We start from the raw sequence: 13,560 nt of genomic DNA on the forward strand, positions 1-13,560 counted from the left end.
GATTCAGCCGCGCACGATTGAAGTCTTTTCCCGGCTTGACGTCGCCAAAGAAGTGCTCGACCGGGCCCGGACGATTGAAAAAGGAAATCTTTACTTTTCAGGACAATGGACGGCCAAACTTGAGTTTTCTCGCCTCGTCACCCCGTATCCGTTCGTGACGCTGCTCCGTCAAAACGAGACGGAAGCGATTCTCGAACAAGCACTCAACGCCCACGGACACGTCGTGAGACGCGGTGAATCGCTCATGTCGTTGACCCATTACCCGTCACGTGTCTTAGCCCATCTTGAATCCGATTCCTCGCGCTCCCGGACGATTGAAGCGAAGTACGTCGTCGCGGCTGACGGAGCCAACAGCTCAATTCGGCGCATGCTCGCCCTTCCGTTCAGCGGCAAATCGTTCAAAGAGTCGTGGGTGCTCGCCGATATGAAGGCGAGATGGAACATCTCTCGCGAAGAAGTGCATATCTTCTTCTCGGATCGCGGCGTACTCGAAGTCTTCCCGCTGACAGACGATACGATTCGGATTACCGGTAACCTCGCGAACGACGAAGCGTTCGACGAGTCCCGGTTACGCGAACTCGTCGAACAACGCAGTCACATGCCTGTCGAAATCGATGAAGTCGAGTGGTTCTCCCTGTTTCGTGTCCACAATCGGATGGTCGATGCGTTCATCCATAACCGCGTCATCTTAATGGGAGATGCGGCGCACATTAACTCACCGGTCGGCGGACAAGGTATGAATACGGGGATTGCCGACTCGTTCAACCTCGGTTGGAAACTGTGGCTCCATCTTAAGGCGGGCGCCCCGTTTCGCGTCGTCGCGACATACCGCGATGAACGCGAGCACGTCGCAAGGAACGTGCTTCAAACGACAAACGTGGCGACCGAGGTGCTTCAAACGACCCTTCCGGTCTTATTGCCGTTTCAAGCGCTCGGCGCCGACGTATTCACCCGTGTCAATTTGATCAATCAAAAAATTACCGAGCGAATTGCTCAGCTTCACTTGTCTTATCCCTCTCATTCTCGTGTCCCGTTCCAACGTGTCGCCGAAGGAAAGATTTTCCCGGAGATTGAAATGATTCGTACCGACGACGGGATGCGGCAAAAAATATCAGAAGTCGCCGACGGGCGCTTTCAAGTGCTCGTTCTCGATGACGGGGCCCGCGACGCGACCGAGCTCTATGATTATTTGAATGCCCATCAAGCCTACTTTCAAATCATCACGTTATCGAAGACGAGCCGGCCGTTCTTTGACCAAGGCAACGAACTCGCCAAATCGCTCTTCATGCGACGCGGCGTGCTCGTGATTCGACCGGACGGCTATTTGCTTCATAAGCAACGCCATCTGCGTGTGGCTTCCCTAAGCGACACGATGCAAGACTGGTTACCTTACGCTTAGACGACAAAACGCTCGACTCTCATTTTGAGTCGAGCGTTTCTTTGTTGTAATACAAGACGCCTGGAGATGAGAGCGTCAAATCATAAAACGCCTCGAACGCCTCGATGTCTTCTAGTTTTCGGAAGTCAATCTTGTTCGTCTCGCTGTTCGGGATGGCGACGATAATTCCTTCGGCGGTCGATCTGATCATCCCCGTTTGTCCGTTATGGATACGGATGTAGAGCACATGCTCACTTTCAAGTAGTTTCACGGCCTCGCGGCGTGATTGAATAGACGTTTTCACAGTCATCCTCCTCTTCCTTTTGAGTATAACGGGCGAAGTCGGTTGCTTTCAACTGTCCACATCGATAAAATTATGTAAAGAAGGGGTGGAACGATGTGGATATTGTATGGAATGATTTAAGAACCGTGATGATTCTTGCGCTCGGTACGTTGTTCGTCATTCTCGTGACGATTCGAACGATTCGAAACGTCCGTTGGGTTCGCTTTGGCGAAGCGTTCGGGAAACAAGGTGAGTCATTGCTTGAAGATTACGCGTATTTGACCGAGAAAGGCATTGAATGCCGGGTCGAACAAGGATTGCCGACCGGACGGCTGTTCCGTCCGCTCGCTAAAAACTTAGATGACCGTGTCGCCTTGTTCGTTCACCGAAAAGACGAGGCTGCGGCTAGAGAGTTATTAAAATAAGACAAGGTGCCACGCGGCACCTTGTCTTATTTATGTAACTGACGCTCCGAACAGTAATAAGCGACTTGTTTGATGATCGGTTCTGTCAACAGTTCGAGCTTCGTGCGTGAGATGACGTCATCAATCGTATCAAACGACGCCGCACAGTTGGCCCGGACTCGTTCGACTTTCAATCGGCTCGTCTCAGGAAAAATGAGGAATGAAGTGACCGGTACGGCCTGCCCGCATTCTTTTTTCAATCGACTCCGCACTTGTTTCGTCACCGTCTCGAGCTCTGAGACCGGATGCGGATGAATGTTTTTCCAACCGAGTGATGTCTCGAGGCGACACTCCCGGTTCGAGATGTGAACGGCCGATGTCGTCCGATTGATTCGAATTAAAAACACGCCTTTCGGACCGACGAGTACATAATCGAACAAAGTCGAGGCAATCTCCACATGCTCAATCATCATCCAATCGAATCGACACGTATGCCGAACGATCTCTACAATCTCATCCGTGTACGATTTTGGCGGGTCCACCACTTCCACTTTCGTACGGAACAGCCCTTTCGTCTGTCGTTTCACCGGTTCTTTCGGAACGGCCGTCAACACTTGTAACATCCCATCCACCTCCTCTCGTTATTCGCTCGGTCCTACCTGTTTACCAAAGACCGCTTTTTCTAGATTTGAGATGCGCCGCAACATATCATAGTTCGAAGCGACCGGTTGCACTTGTTTCACCGGCTCAGGCTGATCGGTTGCCCCGCGTCGCAATGAATCGTTCTCTTGCTGCAGACGTTCGATTTCTTTGGCCATCTTCTCATAGTCACGGATGACAACATCTAAAAACTGGTCGACTTCTTCTTGTGAATAGCCACGGAGGGCGGTCTTGAATTCTTGTTTATATATGGCTTCTGCTGTTAATTCCGTTTGCATCGTCTTCACTCCCATTGTTGTTCCCACTGTTTTTCTTCTTCAATGACCCGCAAGTCTTCAGGTGTAATCATAAATAACTCCATTTGGTGTTTCCGTTTCGCCCCTTCGACGAGAAAACGGGGGCTTCCTCCCGTCTCTTCGTCAAAGAGCGTAATTAGTCCTGCTGCTTTATCCAAAAAGAACGCGGTTTTCGCCCGAAGTTGGCTCGGGTCTTCGTACGGTCGCTGTGTCAATGGCTCAAAAAAGTCAGCCTCGAGCTGGAGCTGGATAAACAACTCTTGTTCGTACGGTTTATAACGCTCCTCCATTTCCAAAAATGGCGGGAACACCGCAATCTTGATGGGGTATGTTTCTCTTAACTCTAACAATACTTGTCCGGCCCACAATTCACAACCGTTCGTGCCACTAAATATGAACCATTCGCCCCCCAGTTCGATCGCTTCGAGAATTTTTCGGCGATACGCTTCTTGAATGATTTCGATTCCAGGATGGTCGGCTTTAAAGATGCCGAGTTCGTGCGGACGGTAACCGGTGATCGCAACGACTTTCATAAACTCTTCCTTTCTAATCGGGCCAGACGATGCTTCAGTTCGCGTTGTTCTTTAAACGCGGTCTGCTTTAAGACGGTCCGTCTCTGTTCAGCCAACTCGAGCGCCTGTTCCGTATAGCGGATGGCAAGCGGAATGTCTTTTTGTCGGTGTTCCGCATGCTTGGCCAGTTCAGTCAACGCCTCGATCGTCCCGATTTGTTCAAAGATAGGCAACGCTTCCTCGATTCGTCCACTGCGCTTCAACAACATCGCTTGCCGGAGACGTGCTCGTTTCGACGGGTTTTCGAGCCGTTCATACGTTTGTAGCGCGGCTTCTTGATTACCGAGGTCGTTTAGCCAATGAGCCCGTTCCTCGCCAAACGACGTCCCTTCTCCTTCAACGAGATGGGTGAGTCTCGTATAGAGCGAGACGAGGCTCAAACAATCGGCATGGTGATGCTCGATGACCGGTTGCAAAATTTCGGGCTCGCGGTCTTTGACGTACTGGAAATAGTGCATCGGTGCCAAGAATCCAGGTAAGTCATCTGTTCGTTCGTGTCCGAAATGGGCCTCGACCGCTTTGAGCGATACCGATTCGAGCGTCGGTTTCAACAGTCGTCTCGACGCATGCAGCAAGTCCACGTGTCCGACGGCGGGCAGTGCCTTCACTTTCGATTTGACGAACGTGTGACGCGTCTTGATTTGCGGCCAGTCAAACGACTTCCCGTTGTACGTCACAAACCGGACCTCGTCCCCGATATCATTTAAGAAATGATAATAAAACGCCGTCTCAAACGCTGGGTGCGGCAAGACGTACTGCACCATTTCCAAATGGTCTTCTTGTACCCGGGCGAAGCCGATCAAAAAGATGGACGTTCCGGACCCGCGAAGGCCGGTCGTCTCGGTGTCCATGAACAGCACTTGCCGGGCCGGGACGTCGACAGCGAAAAACGGGTGCACTGCCGCGGATAACGCTTGTTTTGCCGCGGCGTACGTATAATCATGGTATGTCGTTTCGAGCGGATAGACTTCTTTTAAACGGACACACCACTCGCGCTCGAACGTCAAAATCTCACCGCCTAGTGATTTCCACTTCTCTTGTTCGACCTCGTCGGGTGACACGGTCACTTGTTTCGGTTCATTCGTTTTTATGAGTCGTGCTAATTTTGCTTTCATATCGTTCCTTTCAAAGCATGCAACTGATTGATGACTTGCTGTTTAAAGTCGCCGTAACCGATCATGCCGACACATCGGGGACAACCGCTCACACACGGACAATCCTCGACGGTACGCATCGCCGCATCTAAAATGACGGCAGCGTCCCGGTAAAGCGCCTCACTTAAGCCGATGCCGCCCGGATAACGGTCGTATAGAAAAACGGTCGGTTTATTCGTATGGGTCGCTTTCATTTGAAGCGTCGTAAACAAATCGTGACTGTCGCACATGAGATAGAGCGGGGCGAGGCGTCGCAACAAATCACTGACCGCCTCGAGCTGGTCTTCCATATCAGCTTCCGAGTAGGCGAACCGTTCGTCGAGCGTGAACCACGTTGCCGTCGTATGAAGCTCACGTTCGGGCAAATGGATTGGACCCGATCCGATGTTCTCGTGCGTGCCGAACTTAATCTTTTTGAACAGCGTCGCCATCGCGATGACCGACACCTCACCGAACGTCTTGACGCCATCCGATTTGTTCTCTTCCAACACTTTCAGTTCGACAGCCAAATTCGCGTCCGTGTAATAGTCGACATCGACTTGACGGACGTACGCTTTCTTTTCGTCAAAATCGAGTTTTTCAACTTGATATTGTTCAGCACCGTGCAAGTAGATGGCTTCGTCATGCAAGAGCGTCATCGCGCTGAACGTATCCATCTCGCCGATGACTTGGTTTTTCGCGGTCTGGTCGACGATGACGACGTTTTCCTGGTCACTCGTCCGGAGTGAAATCTCATGGGCCGGAAACGAATCGGTCATCCAGTAATATTTATCGGCCCGCTCGTGCAATACGTGGGCGTCCGTCAAGAACTCGAGAACGTCTTCGGTCTCGACCGTGCCGAATCGCTCCCCTTTATGAAACGGCAATTCGAATGCGGCACATTTTATATGATCGACGAGAATGATCAAGTTGTTCGGGTCAAGTCTCGCCGCCTCGGGCGACCGGTCCAAGATGAGATCCGGTTGGTCGACGACGAGTTGGTCGAGCGATGAGGACGAGGCGACAAAAATGACGAGCGCTTCGGAATTCCGGCGCCCGGCTCGGCCGGCTTGCTGCCAAAGTGACGCCACCGTGCCCGGATATCCGTTCAAAACGCACGCCTGCAGTTGACCGATATCGACACCGAGCTCGAGCGCGTTCGTCGACACGACCGCCTTGATCTCTCCGTCGCGGAGCCGGCGCTCAATCTCTCGCCGCTCCGATGGCAAATAGCCGCCGCGGTAACCGACGATTGATTTCGGACCAAGTTCACGTCGAGTCAGTTCCTGTAAATACGTCAACAACACTTCGACCCGGACGCGCGAGCGGGCGAAAACGATCGTCTGGATGTCGGCCTCGACGAGCTTCGAGGCGATCCGTTTCGTCTCGAGCGTTGCGCTCCGTCGAATACCGAGCGCCTCGTTGACGACAGGCGGGTTATAAAAGATGAGGTGTTTTTTCCCTTGCGGGGCACCGTTATTATCGACGAGCACGACGTCTTCTTCCGTCAATAGTTCAGCGAGTTCGACCGGATTGGCGATTGTCGCTGACGTCATAATCCACTTCGGGTGACTCCCATAGTAAGCGCATATCCGTTTCAATCGCCGAAAGACGTTGGCGACGTGACTGCCGAACACCCCGCGGTACGTATGAAGCTCATCGACGACGATATACTCCAAATTCTCGAATAAACGGATCCACTTCGTATGATGCGGAAGTATTCCCGAATGGAGCATGTCCGGGTTCGTGATGACGATATTTCCAGCATCGCGAACTTTCGTCCGAGCAGCTGGTGACGTGTCACCATCATACGTGAAACAACGTAAATCTCCTTCGAGTGCCTCGACCATCGACATGAGATCGGTGTTTTGGTCTTGAGCGAGCGCTTTCGTCGGGTAAAGATAAAGCGCCCGCGCGGTCGGTCGTTCAATCATCTTCGACAAGACGGGAAGGTTATAACAGAGCGTCTTCCCGGAAGCTGTCGGAGTGACGATGACGGTCGAGTTGCCTCGTGCCGTCTGTACGATCGCCTCAGCCTGATGGGTGTAAAGTTGTTTGATGCCGCGCTCGTTCAACACACGGACGAGGTCGGCCGGGACGCTCGACGGAATCTCAGCATATTTCGCCGGATGAGCGTCGACCGTGTGCCAATGTGTGACGTGGCTCGAGAAGCCGGGGTCGGTCTTCAGCGTATGAATCATTTCTTCGACGGAACGCTTTTTCCGCATAAGTTCACCTTCTTTTTTACGATTTCGAAGGTGCGAGCCGCTCCACGATTTCTTTCACTTGTTCGATCCGTTCATCGCGAACGAGCCGGTGGATGGCCGGAAGGCGAAGGACGTGCATCGATTTGAAGGCGTCCGCCACATGTTCGTTCTCTTCTTCGAGCCGCTCGATCGCATCCGCATATAACAGATGTGTCGTCCGGCCGAATAAGACGATCGTATGTAGCTTCGTACATTTCGAATGGACCGCCTGTAAATGTTTCGTGTAGCGTTGCACCGTTTTATAATAGTCTTCACGCGCGGAGAGTCCTTGACGCTTCCCGCGTAACAGTTCAGCATAAAATGACTCGTCACCGAGAAACATCGTCTCGACGCCGATTCGTTTCAAATGAGGATGGCCCGCTGCATCGGCGACAGCTTGATCGTGGAGCAGCCTCCCGAACGGAATCGAATCGCCCAATAGGGTGCGTCCCATCTTCAAGCCGTTAATACCGTGTAGCGGAAGACCAAGATCATCATCTTGCAGCCGATCGATTACAAACAACACTTTCATCTTACGTTTAAGAGAGAGTTGTACCATTTGTCACCATCCTATTCGCTTTCTTTTCATTATAACAAACGACAACGAAAAACAGGGCGATCGAAATCACCCTGTCGGTCGTTATTCATTGTTTCGGTCAGCGTTCCCGTTTCCACGGTCGCCATTCCCGTTTCCACGGCTCTCGTTCGACTCAGTCGATTCCGAGTTAGACTGACGCTCAAGATCGGTCCCAGACTCTTCTTCAGCCGGCGGTGTTTCTTCCGTCGCTGGCTCTTCCGTCGTCTCTTCCGAATCCGTTGCGTTGTCATTGCCGTTTCCATTGCTGTTGTTTCCATTGTTGTTGTTACCGTTATTGTCGTTCGACTGTTCTTCCTCGGCTGGTTCTTCAGTCGGCTGTTCCGTCTCTGGCTCTTCTTCTTCCTCAGCCGGTTCTTGATTGCGCTGAACCGTATACTGCGTTTGAAGCGGACTCGACTGTTGTTCGCCGACGAGCGGATTCGTCGCCGTGGCGACAATCGTGAACGTCGTCGTTCCGTTTGTCAGACCCGAGATATCGACACTCGTGTCCGACGTCGTGGCGACGACGCGTTCACTGCCGTCTGGCCGTTTCTCCGTCACGGTGAAGGAAAGATTTTGATAGCCGTCCGCTTGCACCGCTTCTTTGTTATACGACCATGTCAACGTTCCGCGGTCCGCCGGGATATCGTAATTGATCGATGCGCCGGTCGGGGCAGGAAGTTTGTCTGGTTCTAAATCTTTCGGTTTCGTGCCTTTGACGTACAGTTCGTTCCCGAGCGACAGGACCGAGTCCGGTTGTTGGAACGATGCCGGACGACCGTTCGCGTTTGTTACTTCTTGCATCATATACTCGAAGTAGAACTGCGCGTAGTTAGGTTTCATTACCGTATCAGGCGTCTCGTTCGAACGACCGGTCCAGACGGAAATCGAGTAGTCGGTCGTATAGCCGGTGAACCATTTATCCATATCGTTATTCGTCGTCCCTGTTTTCCCGGCGACGTCATACGGAAAAGCACCCGGTTGATACGTCCCGTTTGAACCGCTGACGACGTCACGGAGCATGTCTGTGAGCATGTACGCCGTATAGTCTTCCATCGCTTGTTTTGCTTTCACCGGCGAGTTGATCGTCGAGCCGTCGTTGAACTCGATCTTTTGAATCAAGTGCGGCTTCGTATACATGCCGTTCGTCCCGAGCGCAGCATAAGCGGCTGCCATCTGCGACGTGCTCGCTTCGGCCGTACCGAGCGCGTTCGAGGCGTTCATCTCGTCGCCAGACATCGAGGGCTCAATGCCGACGTTCTCGACGAACGATTTGATCGCGTCTTGCCCGAACTCGTCACGTACTTCATAGAAGGCACGGACGGCCGGTGTGTTCGCCGAAACCGTCAAGAAATAACGCATCGTATTTGAGCCACGATAACCTTCATAGTAGTTGATTGGATTATAATCTTCGTCTTCGAACGGAGCGTCACGGAGTACTTTCCCCGTCGACCACTGTCCATTCTCAATCCCTGGACCGTAGTCGAAGAACGGCTTCGCCGTCGAACCGATTTGGCGGTTCTCGCGTGAGAAATCACGATAGTTCTTCTCGCCTTGCTCGGATTGTTGGCTGTCGATCAAGGCGACGATTTCACCCGTCTTCGTGTTGAGGACGGTCGCACCCATGCGGAGGTCTTCCGGGAAGGCGCCGTTCGGGATGTCGACGTTATCCGATTTGATGTCACTGTTAAATTTCGTATGCAAGTCTTTATCGATTGACGTGTACACTTTTAAACCTGCCCCGTAAATGTCCGCTTGTTCGAGGCCGTAGTCTTCCTCAAGCTCGGCTTGGACGCGGGCGTAGATGGCACGTGTATACGATTCGCCGTCCGTCTGGGGTGCCGGCGAGATGACGTCCGCGATCTCGACGTTGAGCGCCTCATTGTATTGCTCTTCCGTGATATGACCGTCTCGCTTCATCGAAGCAAGCACTTGTTCTTGACGATAACGCGTCAGTTCTTGGTCACCGCTGATCGGGTCATATGCACTCGGACGTTGCGGAAGGCCCGCGAGAATCGCAGCTTCCTGATAGTTCACTTCCGAGACTGGTTTGTTGAAGTAGGCTTTCGAGGCCGACTGTACCCCGTAGCCGCCTGAACCGTAATAGTTGATGTTCAAATACATTTCAAGAATCTGTTCTTTTGAATATTCACGTTCGAGTTTGATGGCGAGCCATTGCTCTTGAATCTTACGTTTCATACTCTTCTCACTCGTGAGCATCGATTGTTTGATGAGCTGTTGCGTGATCGTTGATCCACCTTCGGACCCGAACCCGCCTGTCAAGTTAGCGAGAACCGCGCCGCCGATTCGGCGAATGTCAATCCCGTTATGTTCATAGAAACGACGGTCTTCAATTGATACGACAGCTTGTTGCATCACTTCTGAAATGTCGTTGATTGAAACGTATTCGCGCACTTGCCCACTCTCGAGTGGTTCCCCGTTCGAAGAGATCAATTGGATTGGGTATGTCTTCACTAATTTCTCTTCGTCAAGCGGTGGTGCGGTTGCAATTGCGTAGGCTGAATAAGCGCCCGCAACGACGACGCCGATAATGAATAGTAATGTTGCGATTAAAAGAATGCGGCGCCAGATTGGCTTTTTCGTTTTTGGTTTCGACTTTTTCGTCGTCTTCTTCTGTTTATTGGTCGTCGTGTCTTGTCGACGTGCCACCCGACTTCGTTCCATTCACGTTTCACTCCTTCTATTCAATCGAGCCATGCCTCAAGCGCCGTCAAGTAGTCGACAGATGGCATTGCCCGGGTTGGGACTTCAATTCCATGTTGTTCGATATAGCTGAGCGGGATCGATTTACGTCCCGTCTCACGTTGTCCCCACCAGTCTAACAACTGGTCTGCCGACAACACATATTGCGTATTATAGCGGCTAAACCGGATGATGACAAAGCAAATCCCTCCATGTTTCATACAATCACGCATGTGTGTGATTTGGTGGTCATGAAAGTTGCCGAGCGGGAAAGACGTCTTATTGTTCGTCTCTTTCGCTTCGAAGTCGATGTACTTCCCTCGGTACACGCCGTTATAATCGGTCGTCGAGGCTTGTTTGAAGTACGCTTCCGTCACTTTGGCGGCGCTTCGCTTCGGATAGTCGACTTTGACGATTTGCAGCGGCGTCGGTTTTTTATGGATGACGGCTTTGCCGTGCAACCGATAGTACTCGTTCGTATCGTTGAGCAACGTCTCTAAGTTCATTCCCCGGTTCGCGTACGTCGGGGTCTCAGGTCGGCTCGTTGTCCGATTGGACGATGCAGCTTTCTTTCCATTTGGATAGTGGAACAATGTCGTCACCCCTACAACTCATTTTAGCAGGTCGGCCCACTCGTTCCTTCCGTCTAAGGTCTGATTGTCGAGTTCTGTCGTTCGACTCTGTCGTGGATTTTCCGCAATGCATATCGTACCAAACTCTTGTGTGTTAAACTAGTATGTAGTGTATTGTGTATTCAAATTGACACAAGCTTGTTACTGTGCCAATGAATATTTTTCTACAATAAGTCTTCTACTAATTAGCCATTTTACGATCGGCGTAAACCCGATTGATGAAAGTTTTAAATGATGAAGAAAAAGAGCGAAGCTGGACATCAATGAGATGTAGCTGTGTTGGAGGGGTACGATGGAAACACAAAAGAAGTACGTCATGTTCGTCGACGAGACGGGCACGCCGAAAGGAAACACGCAATTCAATCTAACGGGCGTCCTCATGGAATACAAGTACGCTATTGACGCGGACGAGGCCGGCATGCCTTGTGAGTTGAAACGACGGCTGTACGCGTTCAAACGCGATGTGTTCAAAACCGAGAACATCCCGCTCCATTTGAAAGAGATTTTGAAAGCTGAGCACCCGTACGGGAAAGAAGACGGTATCACGATCGACATGCTCCGCGATTTTTGGAACAAACTGCCGGACTTCCTACGTGACATCAACTGTACGATCATCAGCGTCGAAGTCGATAAGCAGAAGCTGCATGACTTCTATTCCACGCCGAAAGATCCTTACGTTGTCGCGTTCGCCCACTTGATGAAATCGTTCTACGCATTTTTAGAAGAAACGGAAGCAGTCAGCGCCCGAGTCGTACTCGAATCGCGTGATGACTACCAGAATCTTCTTATCCAAAAGGCATTCTTTGACATTTTCAACTCAGGAACAGTTCATTTGGATGTCGAAAAGAGTCGACAAAAGATTAAAGGGTTCATCTTCTCCGAGAAGCAGAACACGATCTATCAGTCGGGTCTCGAAATCGCCGACCTCGTCTGTCTGCCGCTCTCACGCGTCCGTCGCGGCGTCATCGAAGTCAAACCACGGTTCGTCCATTATGGGGATGAAAACCGCATCTTTAAAGCGATCAAGGACAAGATTTACATTCGTAAAGAAAGTCCGGACCAGGATTTCCGCAACTGGGGATTCAAAAAAGTACCGATCACGAAAAAACGCCGCGAATGGAGCGACCATCCGTGGAATCATTGAAACCGACCCCGTTGTCATCAACGGGGCCGGTTTTTTTCAGTCCTCAGTACGCAGTCCAGGCAACGTCTCACGCAAACGCGCGAAGGCGACGATACCGGCCAGGAATGGGATCACCGCCACGAGACCGATCGCCCAATCAATGGACAGCACATCCGTCAATAGCCCGGCAATCAACGCACCGAACGCATATCCACTATCCCGCCAAAAACGATACACGCCCATCGCCGAGGCGCGCCAATTCGGTTCGGCGACATCGCTGATCGAGGCTTGGATCGTCGGATACACCATCGCCGTCCCGATGCCAAGCAACAGTGCAGCGACCATCCAGAGCGAATAGTCGTCTACGAGCAAAATCATCCAAAGCGATGTCGCTTGGACCAACATGCCTCCGACAATCAATCCTTTACGGCCGATGCGATCACTTAACACGCCGGTGAACAGTTGGAACACCCCCCATGCCGCTGGATAAATCGCAACGATCAGACCAATCTCCGATAAGCTCAACCCTTTCGAGGCGAAATAGAACGGGAACAATCCCCACGCCATACCGTCTTTCAAGTTCGTCGACAGACCAGCGGCAGTGAGACTTGAGAGTGACCGATCTTTCCACGTCGTCTGCATGAACACTTGTTTGGCAGAACGGCGCTCTCGTGTCCCTTTCCCTTGAAGACTGAGCTGCCCGCTCGTATCTTTGACAAACATGGATAAGAGGAACCCGGTAATGGCGACCGTGACCCCGATATAAAATGGTTCGGGACGATTCGAAAAGGTCGTCGCGACGTAGCCCGACGCGGCCGCCATGACGGCGACGCCGACGTAGCCCGCGAACTCATTCATCCCGACGGCGAGACCTCGCTCTGTCGGTTTCGCCAAATCGATTTTCATATTCACCGTCATCGACCACGTCAGTCCTTGGTTGATCCCAAGCAAGACGTTCGCGACGATGATCATCCACCAAGACGTGGCGAATATGACGAGCAGCGGTACGAACAAACCGACGAACCAACCGAACAACAACACGTTCTTTCTGTCGAACCGGTCGGCAATCGCTCCGGCAAAGTAATTGACGATCGCTTTTGAAAATCCGAAACTGACGATGAACGAAAGTGCCGCACTCGTCGAGACGAGCCCGAAATCTTCTTCACCGATGACCGGGAGAAGGGTTCGTTCGAGCCCGACCATCGATCCGACGAAAAAGTTCGTTACGACGAGCAGTATAAAGTTCAATCGGTTTTCCTGTATTCCGATCCGTGTTTGATTCATCACGCCTCAATCCCCTTACCACCCTCCACCGTTGTGAAGTGCTGACTTTTTTTTGCAGATTGAGTGTATCACAAAAATACCCCTATACGTATAAAAAACACCTTCTCGAATTTTCATCAAGAAGGTGAGTCGTTCATGACGGATCGGTCGCTTGACGTGACTTCATCCGTTTTTTTCCTTCCCGGCACATGTGAAGAAGTGGACATTCTTCACAGCCCGGTCGTTGGGCCTTGCAATGGTAGCGGCCAAAGAAGATGAATTGGTGATGG

13 protein-coding genes and 1 pseudogene are annotated in these 13,560 nt (G+C 51.7%); 3 read left to right on the top strand and 11 right to left on the bottom strand.

The annotated features are described in order from the left end of the window. Positions 1-1,399 (top strand): FAD-dependent monooxygenase (locus JJU47_RS07395; RefSeq protein WP_228617740.1); only part of this gene is annotated, 1,399 nt, incomplete at its 5' end. Between the two features lie 19 nt (positions 1,400-1,418). Here JJU47_RS07395 and JJU47_RS07400 read toward each other — a convergent pair. Then, positions 1,419-1,682 (bottom strand): hypothetical protein, encoded by a 264-nt coding sequence (locus JJU47_RS07400; RefSeq protein ID WP_228617742.1) that lies wholly within the window; start codon positions 1,680-1,682, stop codon positions 1,419-1,421. A gap of 95 nt (positions 1,683-1,777) precedes the next feature. On the opposite strand from JJU47_RS07400, the gene JJU47_RS07405 reads away from it, so the two are divergent. Beyond that, positions 1,778-2,086, top strand: coding sequence for a hypothetical protein (locus JJU47_RS07405; protein WP_228617745.1), 309 nt, complete (start codon positions 1,778-1,780; stop codon positions 2,084-2,086). Between the two features lie 26 nt (positions 2,087-2,112). On the opposite strand, the gene JJU47_RS07410 is transcribed toward JJU47_RS07405, so the two are convergent. The 8 genes from JJU47_RS07410 to recU all read right to left on the bottom strand — a co-directional run bounded on the left by JJU47_RS07410 (position 2,113) and on the right by recU (position 10,854). Beyond that, complete coding sequence (locus tag JJU47_RS07410) at positions 2,113-2,688, bottom strand: NERD domain-containing protein (protein ID WP_228617748.1); 576 nt, start codon at positions 2,686-2,688, stop codon at positions 2,113-2,115. Between the two features lie 18 nt (positions 2,689-2,706). Then, complete coding sequence (gene gpsB / locus JJU47_RS07415) at positions 2,707-3,003, bottom strand: cell division regulator GpsB (protein ID WP_228617751.1); 297 nt, start codon at positions 3,001-3,003, stop codon at positions 2,707-2,709. A 5-nt stretch (positions 3,004-3,008) separates the two neighbouring features. Beyond that, entirely contained in the window at positions 3,009-3,554 is a 546-nt protein-coding gene (locus tag JJU47_RS07420) for an SLOG family protein (protein ID WP_228617754.1), read from the bottom strand. Continuing rightward, complete coding sequence (locus tag JJU47_RS07425) at positions 3,551-4,708, bottom strand: ribonuclease H-like domain-containing protein (RefSeq protein ID WP_228617756.1); 1,158 nt, start codon at positions 4,706-4,708, stop codon at positions 3,551-3,553. Before JJU47_RS07425 ends, JJU47_RS07420 begins: the two co-directional genes overlap by 4 nt. Continuing rightward, positions 4,705-6,954 carry a DEAD/DEAH box helicase gene (locus JJU47_RS07430; protein ID WP_228617759.1) on the bottom strand — a complete coding sequence of 750 codons (2,250 nt, stop codon included), beginning with the start codon at positions 6,952-6,954 and terminating at the stop codon, positions 4,705-4,707. The genes JJU47_RS07425 and JJU47_RS07430 overlap by 4 nt, the downstream gene beginning before the upstream one ends. A 16-nt stretch (positions 6,955-6,970) precedes the next feature. Continuing rightward, positions 6,971-7,531 (bottom strand): hypothetical protein, encoded by a 561-nt coding sequence (locus JJU47_RS07435; protein ID WP_228617761.1) that lies wholly within the window; start codon positions 7,529-7,531, stop codon positions 6,971-6,973. Positions 7,532-7,612: 81 nt separating this feature from the next. Then, positions 7,613-10,234, bottom strand: a complete 2,622-nt coding sequence (locus tag JJU47_RS07440) for a transglycosylase domain-containing protein (RefSeq protein WP_228617763.1) — start codon at positions 10,232-10,234, stop codon at positions 7,613-7,615. Positions 10,235-10,254: 20 nt separating this feature from the next. Then, on the bottom strand, positions 10,255-10,854 hold the full coding sequence (gene recU / locus JJU47_RS07445) for a Holliday junction resolvase RecU (RefSeq protein WP_409631327.1): 600 nt from the start codon (positions 10,852-10,854) through the stop codon (positions 10,255-10,257). 322 nt (positions 10,855-11,176) lie between these two features. Between recU and JJU47_RS07450 the strand changes: the two genes are divergently transcribed. Beyond that, complete coding sequence (locus JJU47_RS07450; RefSeq protein ID WP_228617765.1) at positions 11,177-12,028, top strand: DUF3800 domain-containing protein; 852 nt, start codon at positions 11,177-11,179, stop codon at positions 12,026-12,028. A gap of 36 nt (positions 12,029-12,064) precedes the next feature. Here JJU47_RS07450 and JJU47_RS07455 read toward each other — a convergent pair whose 3' ends face one another. Together JJU47_RS07455 and JJU47_RS07460 are read right to left on the bottom strand one after the other, a co-directional pair. Further along, positions 12,065-13,291 (bottom strand): MFS transporter, encoded by a 1,227-nt coding sequence (locus JJU47_RS07455; protein WP_228617770.1) that lies wholly within the window; start codon positions 13,289-13,291, stop codon positions 12,065-12,067. A gap of 133 nt (positions 13,292-13,424) precedes the next feature. Beyond that, positions 13,425-13,560 (bottom strand): annotated as a pseudogene (locus tag JJU47_RS07460) (endonuclease III); the annotation flags it as partial.

The organism is Exiguobacterium sp. (assembly GCF_020832205.1).
Taxonomy (GTDB): Bacteria; Bacillota; Bacilli; order Exiguobacteriales; family Exiguobacteriaceae; genus Exiguobacterium.

Excerpts from the sequence above, each read along its gene's own strand:
- JJU47_RS07420 (WP_228617754.1), bottom strand. The coding sequence starts at position 3,554 with ATGAAAGTCGTTGCGATCACCGGTTACCGTCCGCACGAACTCGGCATC.
- JJU47_RS07450 (WP_228617765.1), top strand. The coding sequence starts at position 11,177 with ATGGAAACACAAAAGAAGTACGTCATGTTCGTCGACGAGACGGGCACG.
- JJU47_RS07430 (WP_228617759.1), bottom strand. The coding sequence starts at position 6,954 with ATGCGGAAAAAGCGTTCCGTCGAAGAAATGATTCATACGCTGAAGACC.
- JJU47_RS07410 (WP_228617748.1), bottom strand. The coding sequence starts at position 2,688 with ATGTTACAAGTGTTGACGGCCGTTCCGAAAGAACCGGTGAAACGACAG.
- JJU47_RS07440 (WP_228617763.1), bottom strand. The coding sequence starts at position 10,234 with ATGGAACGAAGTCGGGTGGCACGTCGACAAGACACGACGACCAATAAA.
- JJU47_RS07455 (WP_228617770.1), bottom strand. The coding sequence starts at position 13,291 with ATGAATCAAACACGGATCGGAATACAGGAAAACCGATTGAACTTTATA.
- gpsB (WP_228617751.1), bottom strand. The coding sequence starts at position 3,003 with ATGCAAACGGAATTAACAGCAGAAGCCATATATAAACAAGAATTCAAG.
- JJU47_RS07425 (WP_228617756.1), bottom strand. The coding sequence starts at position 4,708 with ATGAAAGCAAAATTAGCACGACTCATAAAAACGAATGAACCGAAACAA.
- JJU47_RS07435 (WP_228617761.1), bottom strand. The coding sequence starts at position 7,531 with ATGGTACAACTCTCTCTTAAACGTAAGATGAAAGTGTTGTTTGTAATC.